Below are 19,738 nucleotides of genomic sequence, written 5' to 3'. Positions count from 1 at the left end.
ACGACGCCGCCCGCCGCACCCGCTGAGGGTGCGACGGGCGGCGTCGAGAATCGGAGCGGATCAGACCTTCGCGGCCTCGTCGGCCGGGTCGTCCACCGCGCCGGCGCCGGTCGTGGGGGCGGTCTCGCCCTGTCCGGAGCGCACACCCTCCTCGACCTTCTTGCCGATCTCGGGGTCGACGTTGCTCCAGTACTGGAACACCCGCTGCAGCACAGGCTCGGTGACACCGTTGAGCGCGTGGCCGACGATGTTGCCCACGAGACGCTCGCGGGCGTCGTCGTCCATGATCTCGCGCACGAGAATGCCGGCCTGGACGAAGTCGCCGTCCTCGGGATGCTGCACGTACCCGGTGCGCACGAATCGGGGCTCGAAGTCCCAGGCACCGTCGTCGCCGTACGCGTTCGTGTCGGCGGCGGGACCACCGTACGAGTTCGGGGCGTACACGGGCGTCTCCGCGGAGTTGTAGTGGATGTTCATCGCACCCTCCTTGGAGTAGGAGTTGATCTCCGCCTTCGCCCGATTGACCGGTAGCTGCGCGTAGTTGGTGCCGATGCGGTACCGGTGCGCGTCCGCGTAGCTGAAAATGCGTCCGAGCAACATCTTGTCCGGGCTCGCACCGATGCCCGGAACGAGGTTGGACGGCTCGAACGAGCTCTGCTCGATCTGGGCGTGGAAGTTCTCCGGGTTCCTGTTCAAGGTCATCGTGCCGACCTCGATCAACGGGTAGTCCTTCTGCGACCAGACCTTGGTCAGATCGAACGGGTTGTACCTGTACGTCTCGGCATCGTCGTACGGCATGATCTGCACCTTGACGGTCCAGCTCGGGAAGTCGCCGTTGCGGATCGATCCGAACAGGTCCTGACGATGATGATCGGGCGACGTGCCCGCCAGCTCGTCGGCCTTGTCCTGTGTCAGGTAGTCGATGCCCTGATCCGTCTTGAAGTGGAACTTGACCCACGACTTGGTGCCGTCGGCAGCGATGAACTGGTACGTGTGCGAACCGAAACCGTCCATGTGGCGGAACGACTTCGGGATTCCGCGGTCACCCATCAGCCAGGTCACCTGGTGCGCCGACTCGGGCGACAGGGTCCAGAAGTCCCACTGCATGTCGTTGTCTCGGAGACCGGAGTCGGGCATGCGCTTCTGGCTGCGGATGAAGTCCTGGAACTTCAACGGATCGCGCACGAAGAACACCGGCGTGTTGTTGCCGACCATGTCCCAGTTGCCTTCGGTGGTGTAGAACTTCAGCGCGAAACCGCGGGGGTCGCGCCACGTGTCGGGGCTGCCCTGCTCGCCCGCGACGGTGGAGAAGCGCGCCAGCATCTCGGTCTTCGCGCCGGGCTGGAACACCGCCGCCCGCGTGTACTGCGAGATGTCACCGGTGACCTCGAACGTGCCGAAGGCGCCTGCACCCTTGGCGTGCACCACACGCTCCGGGACCCGCTCACGGTTGAACTGCGCCATCTTCTCGATGAGGTAGTGATCGTGCAGCAGGATCGGTCCCTGCGCACCCGCAGTGAGGGAGTGCTCGTCGCTGGGAACCGGGATACCGGCGTTGTTGGTCGTGGGCCTCGGCTGTGTCATGAGTCCAGTGCCTCCTGTTCGTGGCAGACGCGAAGCGTCGCGGTGTGACGCAGAACGTCCGTCGTACCCGCATACCCGGGCATCGACTCGCGCACACGCAGAATGTCGATCCGTTCCAGTAAGACCCCTTTTCTGGAATCAGTCCAGTTACGTTCGTGGTGTCAGGGCGACGGGTACAGGAGGGGCAGTCCCCGCTCCCCCACGCCCAACTCCTGGATCGACCACTCGCGGGGGTCGATCGCGTACTGGGAATGGTTGGTCGCCAACACCGACGTGCCGCGGAAGGCCAACGATGCGGGAGTGACGAGAGGCACCGCCAGCGCCGCCCTCGCTTCGGGGGACGGGAGCGCGCCGACGACGCCACGTCCGGGCTCCACGATCTCGACGTCGTTGATGATCGGGTTCGCGACCGCCACGTAGACGCGGCCCGACTCCCCGATGGCGATGCCGTCACCCTGTGACGTCGTGGCGATCTCCTCGCGAGTACCCGGACCACCGTTCCCGTCGACGCCGAGGCGGAACAGCTTCCCGCGGAAGGTCGACGGGTCCGCTGTCAGGGAGATCGTGACCACGAAGACGAGGCGGCCCTGCGCGTCGAACTGCATGCCGTTGACGCTGTACAGCGACGCGAGATCTGGACTCTGGTACCAGATCCGAGCCTCACCGCCGCCGGCCGGCACCTTCCAGATGGTGGCCTGGTTCAGATCGCTCACGTACAGATTGCCCGCCGCGTCGAACACCGGGTAGTTGGGCCACGCGGGTCGATCGACAGGGCTCGGCTCGCACGGGACGATCCCCCGACCACAGGACGGCAGATCGGGGAACGTCGCGTAGACCGACTGGGCTCCCGATGCAGGATCGAGTCGTACCGCACGCGCACCCGACCAGTCGAGCGCGTACACCCGGCCCGCACCGTCCAGCGCGATGCCGTTGACCCCGTGCTCGGCGTCCGGGGAATGCCCTACGAGATCGTAGGTGCCGATCAGTGCACCGGATCCGTCGTGATGCCAGACCGTTCCCGTCGATCGGGGCCGATTCGATCCCGTCCACACGCTGCCGTCGGACGGATCGACGGTGATGCCCTCCGGCTGTCCGGGCAGCGAAAGCTCGGAGAACGTTCGTGCGCCACCGGGCGCCGGCGACGGTTGTACGGCGGGATCCGCACTCCCCGTGGCACTCCCGAGCACGGTCATGGCGGCCACTGCCACCACGGTGACCATGACTCTGGTCAGAGAGAACGTCGACACGTCAGGAGCCCCCCGGCACGAATTGCGCAGCACTGTGCTGCTCCGGTGGACACTACGGTCAGTCCGACCGTCCCCTCGTGTCCACTCGTCCAGGGCCGCGTAGCGGGCATTGTGCCAGGTCACACACATGTCGGAGATGGGGGATTCGTGTGGCACTCTTCGGTCGTCGAGATGGCAGCAGTTCTGGGGGGAATACAACAATGCACAGTCGTTCGAGCAGATCCGGTCTTCTGCGGCGGGCGGGACTCGTCGCCGCTGCGGCCGTCACCGCGGTCGCCTCCTTCACGGGCACCGCCTCGGCCGACCCGGGACCGGTGGCACCGTCGACCCTTCTCGGATCGATCAGCGACGGCCCCGGCCAGTTCCACGTCTTCCGCACGGTGGACAGCGGCAATCGGCCGACTGCCGAGGACACCGCGCGATGCAACGCCCAGTACGGCGTTCCGGCCCAGTACCTCCTCGTCGAACGTCTCGACGCCCGTATGTACACGTTCCAGTCGGACCCCGCGTCCGGCGTGCTGACCGCCGAGACGGCGCGCAACGTCGGACCTATCTACGTGTGCGACGGGCTGGGGCTCGACGGAACCCAGATCCTCGACCAGTGGGGCACTCTCGACGCTCCCGGCCTCGGCCGTCTCGACATGCGCGGACCGTGCGGCTTCGAGCTCTACCCCGGATCGCCCGGACGCGGCGCCGTCGACTGCGTTCTCCGCATCCAGCCCAACGCGTCCGGTGTGAGCGCCGGTGTCGCCACCAGCAACTCGGTGGCCAACCCGTTGCGTCTGCCCGGTGGACGCACCGGATCGGTGTGGACGCTGTACTCGCTCGGCGAGGGCACCGCGCCCGTCGATTCGGCTCCGCCCGCCGGAATCCCGCAGCCGACGGGCCCGATCGCCTACAACGTGACACGCGAGGTGAACTCCCGATCGGTGGGATCGTCGCCGTCCTGTGCGGGAGGCGAGCGCACCACCGAACTGCACGCGGCGAGTGTGGATCCGGCCACGGGCGCGGCCTCGACCTCGCCCAGCGAGATCACGGCCGCGACGGCGCGTGTCTGCTACTCCCCGACGGCGCAGCCCGAATTCGGTGCTGCCCTGACCGTCACGTACGACAACCTGCCCGGTGGCCCGCTGACGGTCGAGGGACGCGGTCAGTGCCGCCAGAACTCGCTGCCCGGCATCGCCGACGTGCAGCAGAGTTGCGGCCTCACCCTCCCGCCGAACCCCGCACGCGGACTGGCCGGCGGACAGGTGACCATCAACGGACTGGTGCCGGCCGGTGACCCGGCAGGGTCCGCCAACTCGGCGATCTGGACCACCTCGCTGCTGGGACCCATCTCCGGCAAGTGACCGAACGGGACAGGCCCCGATCTCCGCGAGGAGGTCGGGGCCTGTGTCGTCTCGGGGTCGAGCCCGCGCGAGTCAGCGGTTCCGACCCACCACGGTGAGCGGGAGTCGCAGTGCGCCGGGTGCTTCGGCGGGAACCACGGGAGCGACGGGGCGGACCGGGGCGAGGGGTTCGTACCCTGTGCCGACCGGCGGACGCTGATCGTTTTCTCCCTTGTTCGGCCACAGGGCCATCGCCCGCTCAGCCTGGGCGGTGATGGTGAGCGACGGATTGACGCCGAGGTTCGCGCTCACGGCCGATCCGTCGACGACGTGCAGACCCTCGTGCCCGAACACCCGGTGGTACGCGTCGATGACGCCCCGTTCCGGCGTCGCACCGATGACACAACCACCGAGGAAGTGCGCGGTCATGGGAATGTCGAACACGTCCGCGAACGAGCCACCCGGGTCGCCGCCGATCTTGTCCGCGGCCTTCCTGATCGCGATGTGCCCCTCCGGGATCCACTTCGGCGGCGGGCTGCCACCTCCCGGGCGGGAGGTCAGACGCCGACCGAATCGACCTTTCCTGGAACCGAGTTCCAGCGAGTTGTCGTCGGTCTGCATGACGAGCGCGATGACGGTGCGTTCCGACCAGTTCTTCACCGACAGGCTGCGCACGGTGGCGGCCGGATGGCGCAGCGCGACGCCCAGCGTCTTCAGCGGTCGCGGCAGCCTGCCGCCGCCGTCACTGAGAACGGTCTGCAACAGTCCGATGGCGTTGCTGCCCTTGCCGTATCGCACCGGCTCGATGTGCGTGTGATCGTTGGGGTGGAACGACGAGGTGATCGCCACGCCCTCCGTGTAGTCGATCTGCCGGTCACGCGCCGTCGCGGCCAGCACCGCTTCGGAGTTGGTACGCACCACGGACCCGAGCTTGTCCGACAGGTGGGGCAGATTTCCGGTCTCCTTCATCGCCAGCATCAACTTCTGGGTCCCGTAGGTGCCGGCGGCGAAGACGACGTGGTCGGCCGTCATCACGGTCTCCTTGCGCCGCAGCTTCGCACCGGTGCGACGCGTCCGCACCTCGTATCCGCCGCCCTCGCGGGGACGCACCGAGGTGACCGTGGTCAGCGGATGCACCATGGCACCGGCCTTCTCGGCGAGGTAGAGGTAGTTCTTCACCAGGGTGTTCTTGGCGCCGACACGGCAGCCCGTCATGCACGCACCGCACTCGGTGCAGCCTGTCCGGGTGGGTCCGACGCCACCGAAGAACGGGTCCGGGACGTCGCGACCCTTCTGCCCCGGCTGACCGAAGAACACGCCGACCGGTGTGGTGCTGAACGTGTCACCGACGCCCATCTCCTCGGCGATGTCGCGCATGACCTTGTCCGCGGGGGTGATGGTCGGGTTGTCCTCGACGCCCAGCATCCGACGCGCCTGCTTGTAGTACGGCGTCATCTCCGCTTCCCAGTCGGTGATGTCACCCCACTGCGGATCCTCGAAGAAGCGGCTCGGGGGCTGGTACAGAGTGTTCGCGTAGTTCAGCGATCCGCCGCCGACACCGGCTCCGGCCATCACCAGGACATTGGGGAGCAGGTGGATCCGCTGCAGTCCGTAGCACCCGATCATGGGCGCCCACAGATACTTCCGCAGTCGCCAGCTCGTCTTGGGCAGCTCGTCGTCCTCGAAACGACGACCGGATTCCAGGACACCGACTCGGTATCCCTTCTCGGTCAGACGCAGGGCGGAGACGCTGCCGCCGAAACCCGATCCGACGACGATGACGTCGTAGGTGTTCTTCATATTGCTGCCTTCTCCGACGGTGTACTTCCCACAGTTCGGCCGACGTCCGGCCCTCCGCGCGCCCGCATCGTGCGGTAGTTCTCGATGTCGAACGCGGCGGTCGCCTTGCGGAACTTCCACGTGAAGGTCGGCCACATGGCCGAGTTCCGTCCACTCGCGTCCAGGTACCAACTCGAACACCCACCGGTGTTCCACACCGTGCCGGCCAGGTCGGCGTCGAGAGACGCGTTCCACTCGTCGACCGCGGACGGACTCACGTCGACGGCATCGACGCTGCGACGCGTCATCTCGCGCAGAGCGGATTCGACGTACGCCGACTGGGACTCGAGCATGTAGACGATCGAGCTGTGTCCCAGGTTGGTGTTCGGCCCGTACATGAGGAAGAGATTCGGGAAGCCGGCCATCGTCGTACCTCGGTAGGCGCGCGGGCTGCCGCCCCACCGCTCGGCGAGAGTTCGACCGTCGCTGCCGCGCAACAGATGTGCGACGGGCGGCTCGGTGGGGGTGAAGCCGGTACCGAAGACGATGGCGTCGACCTCGCGCTCGCGTCCCGCGGCGTCCACCACACCTGTCGGCGTGATCGAGGCCAGACCGCTGTCCACCAGTTCGACGTCCGGTCGCTGCAACGTGTCGTACCAGTCGTTGGACAACAGCATGCGCTTGCAGCCGATGGTGTAGCCCGGCGTGAGGCGCTTCCGGAGTCCGCCGTCGCGCACCTTCAGTCGGAGGAAACCCGTGGCTATCGTGTGCGCGATCGACAGAAGCTTGGGCCGCTTGGCCATCATCTCGACGTACATCTCGCGGTACGCGTAGATCGCACCGCGCTGCGCCTCGAGTGTCCACGGCGCGCGGCGGTAGAACCATCGCTCGATCGGACCGCGCGTGCGGTCCATGCGCGGGATCACCCACGCCGGGGTGCGCTGGAAGACGTGCAGTTGCGACGTGACCGGGGCGATCTCGGGAACGAACTGGATGGCCGACGCACCGGTGCCCACGACGGCGACACGCTTGCCGCGCAGGTCGTAGTCGTGGTCCCACGTCGCGGAGTGGAAGGTGTGGCCGGCGAATGTGTCGAGGCCCGGCACAGCGGGCAGCTTCGGCGTCGAGAGCGTTCCCGTGGCCGCGACCAACACTCGGCAGGTCAGATCACCCTTCTCCGTGGTGACGTCCCAGACGCAGCGTTCCTCGTCCCACTGCGCCCCGAGCAGCGCGCAACCCGTGACGAGACGGTCTCGGATCCCGAAGTCGTCGGCCACCCCGCGCAGGTACCGATGAATCTCCGGTCCACGAGCGAAGGTGTGGCTCCAATCGGAATGCGGGGCGAAGGAGAACGAGTACAGCGACGTCGGAACATCGCACGCGACACCGGGATACGTGTTGTCGCGCCAGGTCCCACCGACGTCGTCGGCACGCTCGATCACGAGCACGTCGGCGGACGGGTCCTCGCGGAGCACCCGCGCCGTCACACCCATACCGGCGAATCCCGATCCGACGACGAGAACATCGACGTGCGCGGGCAGTGTGGTCGTCACAGCTCCGTCACCGCCCGCTCCCACTCCGGCAACAATCGTGCACGCATCGCGTGTTCCTCCTCGGGGGTTCGGAAGATGGCCGACACGGCCATCCCTCGTGCGAGTTCGATACTCAGGTCGAAGGCAGCGGGAGACATGCTGTCCCCGTAGAGCTCTCGGCCGCCTTCCTGCAACACCTCGGTCACTCGACGCTCGAGTGGTTCCACCGCGGCGTGCAGTGCCGCATCCGTGCGGGCGGCGACCCACAGTTCGAGCGCCGCGTGGAACAACGGGCCGGAGAAGGCGTCGAGCAGGAGCGCCGGGCCGACGGGCCCACCGCGGTGGACCCCGACCAGCTCGTCGAGGCGTCGCTCGACGAGCCGCTCGACGGCCGCCACGACGAGCGCTTCCTTCGTCGGGAAGTGGTGGAGCTGAGCACCGCGGGACACACCGGCCCGACGTGCGATCTCCTGAGTGCTGGCGCGGGAGTATCCGACGTCCACCAACGTGTCGATGGCGGCGTCGAGAAGCTTGGCCCGCGTGCCGGCGGTGCGCTCGGCCTGCGTCCGGCGGGCGGGCTGGGCAGCCGGCTCGGTCACGGCGGTGGTCTCGGTCACATCTGCGACCATATCGGCTTTCTTACAAACAGTCCAGACTGAATGTAAGTGAGTTAGCCGGAGTTCAGGGCGGGCCGACCGTCACCGCCCGGACAGGACCTCGAGCATCGATTCCACCGCCGTCGGCCAGCCGTACTGCTCCGCCCTCGCCCTGGCCGTGGGCCGTCCGCCCGAGGGGAGCGCCAGGGTCGCGGCGATGCCCTCGGCGAAGTCGCGAGAGCGATTGGCCACTGCTGCGCCGCAGTCCGGGGTGACGATCTCGGCCAGCGCGGACGTTCCCGAGACCACCGCGGGTGTGCCCGACGCCAGTGCCTCCAGCGCCGCCAGCCCGAACGTCTCGTGCGGTCCGGGAGCGACCGCCACGTCCGCCTCGGCGAGCAACCGTGCGACGCGCTCGCGGTCGGAGACGAACCCGGCGAAGTGCACGGGCAGACCCTCGGCGCGCCGCTCGAGCGCGGACCGCCGCGGACCGTCGCCCACCACCACCAGGCGTGCGTCGATGCCCTCGCGGCGCAGGTGTGCCAGGGCGTCGACGCTCCGCTCGGCGTGCTTCTCCACCGACAGCCGTCCACAGTGCACGAGCCGGATCATCCGTCCCTCGTTGCGATGGCGACGCGACGGGTGGAACAACTCGAGGTCCACCCCGAGTGCGATGCGGTGCGCGTCTGCGCCGATCCGGTCGAACTCCTCCTGCGCGAACGCGGTGGTGCACACCACCGCGTCGTGACCGAGGACGGATCGCCTGTTGGCGACGTCCGCCGCCGCGCGCGCCACCGGGACGGGCAACACCTGTCCGAGCAGTCGGTCCAGCCTCTCGTGGGAGATCATCACGCTGCGAATCCCCCTGTGGCGCGCCCACGTTCCGAGGCCACGCAGGGTCAGACGGTCCGAGATCTCGAGCACGTCCGGTCGCAGACTCGCCGCGACGTCGGCCGTCACGGACGGCCTCGCCACCCGGTAGCCACCGGTCATCGGGAGCCGGGTGGACGGGACGGTGATGCGATGCACCCCGGTGTCGGACATCGTCTCGGAGTGGACGTCGCCGGGCACGATGACCGTCACCTCGTGGCCGCGAGCGACATAGCCGGCTCCGAGTTGGTCCACGGCCGTCCGCAGACCGCCCGAACGAGGTCCGTAGAAGTTGGCCACCTGCACGATGCGCATGCGGCCCAGTGTCGAGGTGAGCCGTGTACGGACGAGGACCGCGCCGAGAACGTCGCACGAACACTCACGTCGAGCATTCACCGTCGTCGCACGACGGCGGCACGGGAACCCGGCACCGGCGCCGCACGTTGCCGTGGTGTCCGACCCGCGACGACACGTCACCGACGAAGAAGAGGTCCCACGATGACCAGCCCGGCCCGCAGGCTCACCCGTTCACGTCAGAGCAAGCTCATCGCCGGAGTGTGCGGCGGTCTCGCCGAGCGCTTCGGTCTGAGCGCAGGACTCGTGCGCCTGCTGTTCGTCCTCTCGTGCATCCTTCCGGGACCGCAGTTCGTGATCTACCTGGTCCTGTGGATCGCGATCCCCAAGTCGTCCTACTGATCGTTCGATCAGTTCGAGAGTGAGTGCACATCGGGCGCCGTTCCCGTGGCGGGTTCGTATTCCGATCACCGACAACATCTTTGACCAACGGTTGGACAGGGTCTACTTGCGGCACGACTGACCTGCACCTACTGTCGAAGTCGATTCGTCGCACGTGCGGTGTCGTCACCTCGTCCACCGTGCGCTCACGTCGAAGTGCGAGGCGTTCGAGCCCCGGGGCGCCCGGCACCACACGGCCACTCTCGAGCAGGCTGTTCGCCACCACCCTGGCGCGCGGCCGGCAAGGACACGATGTCTTACCACGGCGGTTTCCCGCACCACGGTGATCCTTCGGGCCGCGGCGCTCGACCTCGTCCGGGCACTCTCCCCGGTCCCGATCGCGCCCGCGGTCGCTATACGTGGCGCTATCTCGACACCGACGACGCCGCCCGCCTGTGGGACGAGGTGACCGACTGGGTGTGGTGGCTGCGTGACCGCTACGAGCTGACCGAGCGCATCCCCCGCTGCTGGTACCGGCACGGACCGGTGGTCGAGGAGTTCACCGCCGTGTTCGCGTCCTGGAGCGAGGCCTACGGCGGCGAGAGCGGACTGTCCCGCTGGCATTCGCAGGACCTGTGGCCACTGATCGAGCGGCTCGAGGTGATCGCCGGATTCGAACAGTGTCAGGCCGACGGGTGCTCGCACGACTCCGGCTTCCTCCACGCTCCCGAGGGCACCGAGGCGGTCATGGAGCCGCTGGTCGACTCGTCGGGCCGCGATGCCGACGAGCCGGTGTCCACGGTCGATGCGATGGTGGTCGGTGTCGTCGACGAGAGCGTGATGCTCTCGGCCGTGGTCAGCGGCGAGGCGACAGCGCTCGACGCCGGTCTCCCCCACGGGCGCTACCGACTCGACGGACGCCTGTGGACCTGGAGTTCGATCCTGGGTGGGTACGTGCCGTCACGCGACACGCACCGCACCCTGCGCGCCCTCGAGAGCTGAGCGCGCGGGACCGAATCCGACCGGCCTCCGGCCTTCCCGCCTGATCCGACCGGCCTCCGGCCTTCCCGCACTACCGAACGAAGAGTTCGGCGATCTGGATCGTGTTGAGGGCAGCACCCTTGCGCAGGTTGTCGCCGGACACGAACAGCGCGAGTCCGCGACCGTCCGGCACACCGGGATCCTGCCGGATGCGTCCGACGAGCGACTCGTCGGCGCCGGCCGCCTGCAGAGGCGTCGGCACGGCCACCACGCGCACGCCGGGAGCCGACGACAACAGTTCCGTCGCCCGTTCCACGGACAGCGGGTTCGCGAACTCCGCGTTGATCGACAGCGAGTGGCCGGTGAACACGGGAACGCGGACGCACGTGCCGCTCACCAGCAGGTCCGGCAGACCCAGGATTTTGCGGGACTCGTTGCGCAGCTTCTGGTCCTCGTCCGTCTCGCCGCTTCCGTCGTCGACGAGAGAGCCCGCGAGCGGCAGGACGTTGAACGCGATCGGCGCGGTGTAGACCGTCGGATCGGGGTACGCGACGGCGCTGCCGTCGTGCACCAGCTTCTCGGCGTCGGCCACCACGGCGCGCGCCTGCGTCGCCAGTTCCTCGACACCGGCGAGACCGCTGCCGGACACTGCCTGGTAGCTCGAGACGATGAGCCGCTGCAGCCCGGCCTCGTCGTGCAGCACCTTGAGCACCGGCATCGCCGCCATGGTGGTGCAGTTGGGGTTCGCGATGATGCCCTTGACGAGATTCTTCGTCGCCTCGGGGTTCACCTCGCTGACCACGAGCGGGACGTCGGGATCCTTGCGCCACGCGGAGGAGTTGTCGATGACGGTGACGCCGGCGGCGGCGAAGCGCGGCGCCTGCTCGCGGGACATGGTGGCGCCGGCCGAGAACAGCGCGATGTCGAGCCCGGTGGGATCCGCGGTGGACGCGTCCTCCACGGTGATCTCGCCGTCGCCCCACGGCAGGGTCTTGCCGGCGGACCGGGCGGACGCGAAGAAACGGATCGAGGCGACGGGAAACTTACGCTCCGCCAACAAGGTTCGCATGACGGCGCCGACCTGGCCGGTCGCGCCGACGACTCCGATGTGGAGGCCGGTGGAATTCGTGGTCATGGTGCTCCTACCTTCCGGTTCCGCCGTGCACGACGGCGATCTCGTCGCCGCCGAGGCCGAAGGCGGCGTGCAGCACGCGCACGGCCTCGTCGAGCTCGGAGTCCTTGGTCAGCACGGAGATACGGATCTCCGAGGTGCTGATGAGGTCGATGTTGATGCCCGCGTCGGCGAGCGCTTCACAGAACGTCGCGGTGACGCCGGGGTGCGACTTCATGCCGGCGCCGATGAGCGAGACCTTGCCGATGTGGTCGTCGTAGAGCACCTTGGTGAAGCCGATCTCGCCCTGCAGCTTGGTCAGCTTCTCCACCGCGGTGGGTCCGTCGGCCTTGGGGCACGTGAACGTGATGTCGGTCTTGCCGGTGTCGATGCGCGAGACGTTCTGCAGCACCATGTCGATGTTGATCTCGGCGTCCGCGACGGCCCGGAAGACCTTGGCGGCGAAGCCCGGCTGATCGGACAGGCCGACGACCGTGACCTTCGCTTCGCTCCGGTCGTGCGCGACACCGGTCAGAATGGCTTCTTCCACTGGAATGTCCTCCATGGATCCGGACACGATGGTCCCTGGCTTGGTGGTGTACGACGAGCGGACGTGGACGGGAACGTTGTAGCGGCGGGCGTATTCCACGCACCGCAGCATCAAGACCTTGGCGCCGCACGCCGCCATCTCGAGCATCTCCTCGAAAGAAACCTTCTCGAGGTGACGGGCGTCGGGAACGATCCGTGGGTCGGCGGTGAAGATGCCGTCGACGTCGGTGTAGATCTCGCAGACGTCGGCGTTCAGCGCGGCGGCGAGCGCGACGGCGGTGGTGTCCGACCCACCTCGCCCGAGCGTCGTCACGTCCTTGCTGTCCTGGCTGACGCCCTGGAAACCGGCGACGAGGACGATCGAGCCCTCGTCGAGTGCGTCGCGGACGCGCCCGGGCGTCACGTCGATGATCTTGGCGTTGCCGTGCACGCTGGTGGTGACGACGCCGGCCTGCGATCCCGTGAAGGATCGGGCCTCGGCGCCGAGGGAGTGGATGGCCATGGCGACGAGCGCGTTGGAGATGCGTTCGCCCGACGTGAGCAGCATGTCCATCTCGCGCGCGGGCGGCGCGGGGCACACCTGCTGCGCGAGGTCGAGCAGTTCGTCGGTGGTGTCTCCCATCGCGGAGACGACCACGACCACGTCGTGGCCCTTGCGCTTGGTCTCGACGATCCGTTCAGCGACGCGCCGGATCCGCTCGGCGGTCGCCACCGAGGATCCTCCGTACTTCTGAACGACGAGTGCCACGCTGGTGCTACCTCCCGAGTCGAGAACGTCCCGCTGGACATCCACTGGTGCGACGGGTGCCGCCGGAACGGTCAGCAGCCTACCGACCTGCGGGGGTCCGGGGGGAATCGCGTGCCTACCATCAGGTGGTGACAGCCCCGGACCCGTCCGCCCTACCGCCTCGTCCTCGGCGCCGACGACTCTTCGTCGCGGTGCCGTCGGTGGGGCCGCGCTGGCCCGGCGGCCTCCGCGCCGCGCTCGCGTTCGGTGTTCCGGCACTCGCGCTGCTCGCGCTCGGTTTTCCCACCGAGGCCCTGCTGACCGCGGCAGGCGGATTCGCCGTCGTCTACGGCGAGGGCCGGCCGTTCCGGTCCCGCTGGTCGGTCGTCCTGTGGGCCGGTCTCGCACTCGTGCTGTCCGCCACCGTCGGCGGCCTCGTGGGCCAGTACGCCGACCCGCGGAACTCCGTGGTGGGCGCCGTCCTCGTCGTCGTGGTGCTCACCGTCCTGGGCACCGTCGCGACCTTCGTGGTGGATGCGCTCCGTCTCGGACCGCCCGGTGCCTTCTTCTTCGTCCTGACCTGCGCGATCGCCACCATCGTCCCGCAGAGCGGGGTGACGGCGTGGGTCAACTCCGCCTGCGTCGCGCTCGGAGCGCTGTGGGCCCTGGTCGTGTCGATGGCACCGGCACTGCGCGACGCGTCGAAACCGGAACGCGACGCCGTGGCGGCCGCCGAGCGGAGCGTGACCGCTTTCGGTGAGGCGCGCACCGCGGGCGATCCCGCGGTCGGTGCCCGGCACCGCGCCGCCGTCGCGGTCGATCGCGCCTGGGCCGCGCTGCACGACGCCGGGATACCGGCTCGCCGGATCGACGATCCGCTGGTCATGAGACTACGGGGAGTCCACCTCGACTTCGCGCGCATCATCGGCGACGCACCGCTCGATCCCGAGCACGCGTCGGACACCGTGCACGTCACGCCGGATCACACGCCCTCCGTCCCGATGTCGCGCCCGACGATCACGTTCCGGCTGCTCCGGGCCCTGCACGTCGATTCCCACGCCACCACCACGGCGCTCCGCGTGTTCTGCGCATCCGCGGCCTCGGGCGCGATCGCCGTCGTCGCCGGACTCGGGCGGCCCGACTGGGCTGTCATCGGCGCGGTCCTCGTGCTGCAACAGGGCCTCGACCGACCACGAGGTACCGTCCGCGCCCTGCACCGCCTGGTGGGCACGGCCGTCGGAGTGGTGCTCTTCGCCATCGTCTTCTCACTGTCACCGAGCGGGTTCGTGCTGGTCCTGCTGCTGATGGCACTGCAGTTCCTCATCGAACTGGTCATCGCTCGGAACTACGGCATCGCCGTCATGTTCATCACGCCCCTGGCGCTGCTCATCGGCGGCGCGTCCCATCCGGGTGCGCAGGCGTGGCCGCTCGCGACCGAACGTCTCGTCGAGACGTGCATCGGTGTGGTGTGCGCGCTGGCGTCGATGTGGGTGGTCGCTCGTCACGCTCATCGGCGGTGCCTGCTGTGGTGCGACGGGCGCGTTCTCGACGCCTGTCGCCGGACGGCGGATCTGCTGCGCACCGTGACACCCACCCATCCGGACGCCATGACCGCGCGGCGAGACGTGCAGTTCGAGCTCGTCGGGGCCGCCTTCGCCGCCGAGCACGCCGTCAGCGACGACCGAGAGTGGACGTCGGCGAGGTGGGAGTCGCACCTGCGAGTCGACGCGGCCGGGTACGACCTCCTGTCCGCCTGCTGGCGCACCGCAGACGGCGCCATGCTGGCGGAACCGGAGCGGTGGGCGGACGTGGCACCGCGCCCGTGAGACGTGCCGGTGTCGTCCGCGCGGGCGACGGAGTAGGGTGACCCGCATGTTCGGCGCCGGGTTCGCCCTCCTCCTTCGTCGCCGCGACGGGGTCTGATTCACAGACCGGCTCCCTGTCGCGGGTCTTTTCGGCGCCGGTCGTCCCCTTCCTCACAACGGAGATCATCGATGTCACCCGCCGACGCTTTCGTATCCGGCTCACGCACGGTCACCACCCCCACCAAGCCTGCGCCCGCCGATCAGCCCTCGTGGAACACCCAGAAGAACTCGTCGATGCCGACGTTCCGGTACCGGTCGTTCGCCGAGGAGGTCGAACCGCTCACCCTCCCCGACCGCACCTGGCCGGACAAGGTCATCGATCGCGCACCCCAGTGGTGCGCCGTGGACCTGCGTGACGGCAACCAGGCACTCATCGACCCGATGAGCCCCGCGCGCAAGCGCCGCATGTTCGAACTGCTGGTTCGTATGGGCTACAAGGAGATCGAGGTCGGTTTCCCGTCCGCGAGCCAGACCGACTTCGACTTCGTCCGCGAGATCATCGAGGACGGTGCGATTCCCGACGACGTCACCATCCAGGTGCTCACCCAGTGCCGGCCGGAACTGATCGAGCGCACGTTCGTCGCGTGCGAGGGCGCCCGCAGCGTCATCGTCCACTTCTACAACTCCACGTCGATCCTGCAGCGCCGCGTGGTCTTCCGCGCGGACCGCGACGCCATCGAGAAGATCGCGACCGACGGTGCCCGCAAGGTGCTCGAGGAGGCGACGAAGTTCCCCGACACGCACTGGCGCTACGAGTACTCGCCCGAGTCCTACACCGGCACGGAGCTCGAGTACGCCAAGAAGGTCTGTGACGCGGTCACCGAGATCATCGCTCCCACACCGGAGAACCCGATGATCCTGAACCTGCCCGCGACCGTCGAGATGGCGACCCCCAACGTCTACGCCGACTCCATCGAGTGGATGCACCGCAATCTCGAACGTCGCGACTCGATCGTGCTGAGCCTGCACCCGCACAACGACCGCGGGACCGGCGTCGCCGCAGCCGAACTGGGCTACCAGGCCGGCGCCGACCGCATCGAGGGCTGCCTCTTCGGCAACGGTGAGCGCACCGGCAACGTCTGCCTGGTCACGCTGGGCCTCAATCTCTTCACTCGCGGAGTCGACCCGCAGATCGACTTCTCCAACATCGACGAGATCCGACGCACCGTCGAGTACTGCAACCAGCTGCCCGTCCACGAGCGCCACCCGTACGGCGGCGACCTGGTCTACACCGCGTTCTCCGGTAGCCACCAGGACGCCGTGAACAAGGGCCTCGACGCGATGAAAGTGTCTGCGGACGAACAGGATCAGGACGTCGACGACGTGCTGTGGCAGGTTCCGTACCTGCCCGTCGACCCCAAGGACGTCGGCCGCACGTACGAGGCCGTGATCCGCGTCAACTCGCAGTCCGGCAAGGGCGGCGTCGCTTACATCATGAAGTCGGACCACGGTCTGGTGCTGCCGCGCCGACTGCAGATCGAGTTCTCCTCGGCCGTGCAGCGCGTCACCGACGGCGAGGGCGGCGAAGTGTCGCCCAAGGCCATGTGGGACGTGTTCTCCGAGGAGTACCTGGCCCCGATCGTTCCCCTCGAGCGCATCCGGCAGCGCGTCACCGCGGCCGAGGAGGACGGCGGAATCGACTCGATCTCCGCGATCGTCAAGGTCGACGGCGCCGAGCAGGAGATCACGGGCGACGGCAACGGTCCACTCGCCGCCTTCGTCGACGCGCTGGGCTCCATCGGGTACGACGTCAGCGTCCTCGACTACTCCGAGCACGCCATGTCCGCCGGCGACGACGCCCAGGCCGCGGCCTACGTCGAGGCGGCCGTGCGGCTGCCCGGCGGCGGCGAGACCATCGTGTGGGGTGTCGGTATCGCCACCTCCATCACCACGGCATCACTGCGCGCCGTGGTCTCGGCCGTGAACCGGGCGGCACGATCCGGGGCGTAGCCCTCGTGCGCCTTCTGCGCATCCAGGGATACGCAAAAGGCGCACGGGTCACGCAGTGACCTCCGCGACCCGCGCCGCGAACGCGTCCACCACGGCCCGCACGGCCGGACGCTCCGCGGCGCGGGGTCGGGTCGCCAGGTCGTAGATGCGGGCCGCGCGCACCCCGGCCAACCGGCGCTGCGTGACACCCGGGTGCGTCGAGGCGTGGCGCGGCATCAGCGCGATCCCGTGGCCGTGGGCCACCAGCTCCTCCATGAGCCGGAAGTCGTTGATCCGCAGATTCACTCGCGGCGCCACCCCGGTGACCGTCGCGATGGAGAGCAGCACGTCGTCCACCGGGAACCCTCCGCGGACACTGATCCACCGCTCGTCCGCCAGATCCTCGATGTCGACGGCATCACGCTCCGCCAGCGGGTGCCCCGGCGGCAGCACCAGGTCGATGGGCTCGCGCATCAGTGAACGCACCTCCACCCGCTCGGACGCGATGCTCGGTGCGCGCTCGTCCCGATGCGTCAGCACCACGTCGTAGTCCGCGAGCAACGCCGGCACGGCCGACGCAGGCACGTCCTCGTCCCGGGCGTCGACATCCACACCCGCCTCGGTGAGCCGGTCCAGAACCCCCGGCAGCAACAGTGCGGCGCCCGAGGGGAAGAGCGCCAGTCGAACGGTTCCGCGTGCGCTGCCGCGGTACGACGCCATCTCCTCCGACGCCCGGTCGAGGGCGGCCAGCACGTCGTCGGCGTGAGGAAGCAGCGCGCGTCCCGCCGCGGTGAGCCGCACGCGGCGCCCGTCGGGTTCGAGCAGGGCGACTCCCGCCTCCCTCGCCAACACCTTGAGCTGCTGCGACACCGCGGACGGTGTCATCGACAGCGCGTCGGCGGCCGCGGCGACCGTGCCGCGATCCGCCAGCGCCCGCAGGACGCGCAACCGGTCGACATTCATGTAGCAACGCTACAGCTACCGGTCACCACAATTCGATTGTTCTTAGCAGTCGCACCCGGAACACTCGAGGTCATGACCACTCGCGACCGCCTGCTCGGACTGATCGTCGTGGTGGTCTGGGGACTGAACTTCCTCGCCATCCGCGCCGGGCTCGACCAGTTCCCGCCGTTCTTCTTCGCTGCGCTGCGGTTCGCGGTGATTGCCGTTCCGGTCGTCCTCTTCGTCCGCCGACCGACCGTGCCGGTGCGCTGGCTCCTGCTGTACGGCACGGGTTTCGGCCTGCTGCAGTTCGCGTTCCTCTTCGCCGCGATGAACGCCGGCATGCCCACCGGCCTGGCCTCGCTGGTACTCCAGTCGTCGGCGCCGTTCACCGTCGTTCTCGGCGCGCTGCTGCTGCGGGAGAAGGTCGGGCCGCGCCAGTGGATCGGGATCGGCATCGCCGTCGGGGGCATGATTCTCATCGGGTGGGATCGTGCCCACAACGCCACCCTCCTGCCCGTGCTGCTGACGCTGTTGGCAGGCCTCAGCTGGGCCTTCGGCAATCTCGGAAACCGACTGGCGACTCGAGCATCTCGACCGGCCTCCGGCGTTCCCGTCGAGCCGATGCGACTCATGCTGTGGATGACGGTGGTTCCCCCGCTGCCGATGTTCGCGTTGTCGGCCGTCGTCGAGGGTCCGACCACGGGATGGACCGCCATCGGCGACGTGGTGTCGGCCGGGCAGTTCTCCGGGTTGATCGGGCTCGCCTACATCGTGCTCATCGGCACGATCGCCGGCTCGGGACTGTGGACCGTCCTGATCAGCCGCTACCCCGCCGGCGTCGTCGCGCCGTTCTCGTTGCTGGTCCCGGTCGTCGGCATCGGTGCGTCCTGGCTCGTGCTCGACGAGACGCCGAGCGTCCTCTCCCTCGTCGGTGCGGCCGTCGTGATCGGCGGCTGCACGTGGGGTCTGAGCCGCTCGCCGCGATCCGCGACGACCACACCGACCGAGCCCCGGATCGTGACTCCCCCGTCCGGAGCCACCGTCGGTTAGGGTCCCCTCACCATCACTGTGACGGAGGCTCGGCAAGCGTGTTCGGAAGAAGAAGTACTGTCCTGGCGACCCTGCTCGCCGCGACGGCCCTCGTGGCCTCGGCGTGTTCGACCGATGCGACAGCCGAGGACGCCGCGGACAGCACCCGGACCGTGACCCATGCGCGCGGGGACACGGAGGTGCCCTCGTCGCCGTTGCGAGTCGTCACTCTCGAACCCGTCCAGCTCGACACGAGTGTCGCGCTCGGCGTCGTTCCGGTGGGCACGTCGGTGCTGAGCGAGGCGACGGGGGTGCCCCCGTATCTGGGCGACGAGGCGTCGCGCATCGAGACCGTCGGCACCGTCGCGGAGCCTCGCGTCGAGGCCATCGCGGCTCTGCAGCCGGACCTGATCCTGGGAACGGAGACGCGCCACTCGGAGCTGTACGAGCGGTTGTCCGCGATCGCTCCGACGGTGTTCATGGCGTCGCAGAGCGACCCGTGGCAGGACAACGTCCGCCTCGTCGGGCGCGCCCTCGGACGTGAGGCGGAGCCGTTGCTGGGCGACTACGACGCGCGGTGCGACGAGATCGCCGACAGGTTCGACACCGCCGGGTCGACGGCGCAGCTCATCCGGCCACGCAACGAGGAGCTCACGCTCTACGGACCGCTGTCCTTCGCGGGCAGCACCCTCGAGTGCGCCGGGTTCACCACGCCGCCCCGCCCGGAGTGGTCGAACGAGATCAGTGTCGACGTCTCCCCCGAACTGGCGACGGAGGCCCGCGCCGATCTCGTGGTCGTGACGTCGGCGACACCGGACGATCCGGCGTCGATGCCCACGTCCGTCACGTCGAACACGACGGCGTTCCCGAATCCGCACCTCGTCGACCAGTCGTACTGGATCACCGGCGTGGGACCTCGCGGCGGACAGGCCGTGCTCGACGACATCGAACGGATCCTCGGGGCGTCCTGAGTTCCTTCCCGTGTGGGAGG

Annotated in this window: 16 protein-coding genes; 7 read left to right on the top strand and 9 right to left on the bottom strand. The window is 68.6% G+C overall.

The genetic code is table 11. The features are described from left to right. Positions 1–60: 60 nt before the first annotated feature. Complete coding sequence (locus HQ308_RS19530; protein WP_222647554.1) at positions 61–1,584, bottom strand: catalase; 1,524 nt, start codon at positions 1,582–1,584, stop codon at positions 61–63. 161 nt (positions 1,585–1,745) lie between these two features. Then, complete coding sequence (locus HQ308_RS19525) at positions 1,746–2,831, bottom strand: SMP-30/gluconolactonase/LRE family protein (RefSeq protein ID WP_222647553.1); 1,086 nt, start codon at positions 2,829–2,831, stop codon at positions 1,746–1,748. A 200-nt stretch (positions 2,832–3,031) separates the two neighbouring features. Here HQ308_RS19525 and HQ308_RS19520 point away from each other — a divergent pair, with 200 nt between their 5' ends. Continuing rightward, positions 3,032–4,180, top strand: a complete 1,149-nt coding sequence (locus HQ308_RS19520; RefSeq protein WP_027506657.1) for a hypothetical protein — start codon at positions 3,032–3,034, stop codon at positions 4,178–4,180. Positions 4,181–4,252: 72 nt separating this feature from the next. On the opposite strand, the gene HQ308_RS19515 is transcribed toward HQ308_RS19520, so the two are convergent. The 4 genes from HQ308_RS19515 to HQ308_RS19500 form a co-directional block, all read right to left on the bottom strand. Next, complete coding sequence (locus tag HQ308_RS19515; RefSeq protein WP_222638969.1) at positions 4,253–5,959, bottom strand: GMC oxidoreductase; 1,707 nt, start codon at positions 5,957–5,959, stop codon at positions 4,253–4,255. Next, positions 5,956–7,431, bottom strand: a complete 1,476-nt coding sequence (locus HQ308_RS19510) for an NAD(P)/FAD-dependent oxidoreductase (protein ID WP_051613577.1) — start codon at positions 7,429–7,431, stop codon at positions 5,956–5,958. The genes HQ308_RS19515 and HQ308_RS19510 overlap by 4 nt, the downstream gene beginning before the upstream one ends. Positions 7,432–7,487: 56 nt before the next feature. Continuing rightward, a complete protein-coding gene (locus HQ308_RS19505) occupies positions 7,488–8,099 on the bottom strand; it encodes a TetR/AcrR family transcriptional regulator (protein ID WP_056443296.1) in 612 nt (203 codons plus the stop codon). A 69-nt stretch (positions 8,100–8,168) separates the two neighbouring features. Further along, positions 8,169–9,251 carry a glycosyltransferase gene (locus tag HQ308_RS19500; protein ID WP_222647552.1) on the bottom strand — a complete coding sequence of 361 codons (1,083 nt, stop codon included), beginning with the start codon at positions 9,249–9,251 and terminating at the stop codon, positions 8,169–8,171. Positions 9,252–9,434: 183 nt separating this feature from the next. On the opposite strand from HQ308_RS19500, the gene HQ308_RS19495 reads away from it, so the two are divergent. Continuing rightward, entirely contained in the window at positions 9,435–9,632 is a 198-nt protein-coding gene (locus tag HQ308_RS19495) for a PspC domain-containing protein (RefSeq protein WP_027506653.1), read from the top strand. 291 nt (positions 9,633–9,923) lie between these two features. Further along, entirely contained in the window at positions 9,924–10,613 is a 690-nt protein-coding gene (locus tag HQ308_RS19490) for a hypothetical protein (protein ID WP_056443289.1), read from the top strand. Between the two features lie 70 nt (positions 10,614–10,683). Here the strand turns inward: HQ308_RS19490 and HQ308_RS19485 are convergent, their stop codons facing one another. Both HQ308_RS19485 and HQ308_RS19480 read right to left on the bottom strand, forming a co-directional pair. Then, positions 10,684–11,727 carry an aspartate-semialdehyde dehydrogenase gene (locus HQ308_RS19485; protein WP_027506652.1) on the bottom strand — a complete coding sequence of 348 codons (1,044 nt, stop codon included), beginning with the start codon at positions 11,725–11,727 and terminating at the stop codon, positions 10,684–10,686. A 7-nt stretch (positions 11,728–11,734) separates the two neighbouring features. Further along, positions 11,735–13,000: an aspartate kinase gene (locus tag HQ308_RS19480; protein WP_027506651.1), complete on the bottom strand. Its 1,266-nt coding sequence runs from the start codon at positions 12,998–13,000 to the stop codon at positions 11,735–11,737. A 128-nt stretch (positions 13,001–13,128) separates the two neighbouring features. Here HQ308_RS19480 and HQ308_RS23025 point away from each other — a divergent pair, with 128 nt between their 5' ends. Both HQ308_RS23025 and leuA read left to right on the top strand, forming a co-directional pair. Further along, positions 13,129–14,805, top strand: coding sequence for an FUSC family protein (locus HQ308_RS23025; protein WP_222647551.1), 1,677 nt, complete (start codon positions 13,129–13,131; stop codon positions 14,803–14,805). 168 nt (positions 14,806–14,973) lie between these two features. After that, complete coding sequence (gene leuA, locus HQ308_RS19470; protein WP_027506649.1) at positions 14,974–16,794, top strand: 2-isopropylmalate synthase; 1,821 nt, start codon at positions 14,974–14,976, stop codon at positions 16,792–16,794. 48 nt (positions 16,795–16,842) lie between these two features. On the opposite strand, the gene HQ308_RS19465 is transcribed toward leuA, so the two are convergent. Beyond that, complete coding sequence (locus HQ308_RS19465; protein ID WP_222633309.1) at positions 16,843–17,736, bottom strand: LysR family transcriptional regulator; 894 nt, start codon at positions 17,734–17,736, stop codon at positions 16,843–16,845. A gap of 72 nt (positions 17,737–17,808) precedes the next feature. Here HQ308_RS19465 and HQ308_RS19460 point away from each other — a divergent pair, with 72 nt between their 5' ends. Together HQ308_RS19460 and HQ308_RS19455 are read left to right on the top strand one after the other, a co-directional pair. Continuing rightward, positions 17,809–18,768, top strand: coding sequence for an EamA family transporter (locus HQ308_RS19460; RefSeq protein ID WP_222638973.1), 960 nt, complete (start codon positions 17,809–17,811; stop codon positions 18,766–18,768). Between the two features lie 38 nt (positions 18,769–18,806). After that, positions 18,807–19,718 carry an iron-siderophore ABC transporter substrate-binding protein gene (locus HQ308_RS19455; RefSeq protein WP_222647550.1) on the top strand — a complete coding sequence of 304 codons (912 nt, stop codon included), beginning with the start codon at positions 18,807–18,809 and terminating at the stop codon, positions 19,716–19,718. The last annotated feature ends 20 nt before the right edge of the window (positions 19,719–19,738 follow it).

This window comes from Rhodococcus sp. BP-241 (genome assembly GCF_019836145.1).
GTDB lineage: Bacteria > Actinomycetota > Actinomycetes > Mycobacteriales > Mycobacteriaceae > Rhodococcoides.
The sequence above is the reverse complement of the archived record's forward strand: the minus strand, read 5'-3'. Positions and strand labels throughout refer to the sequence as shown.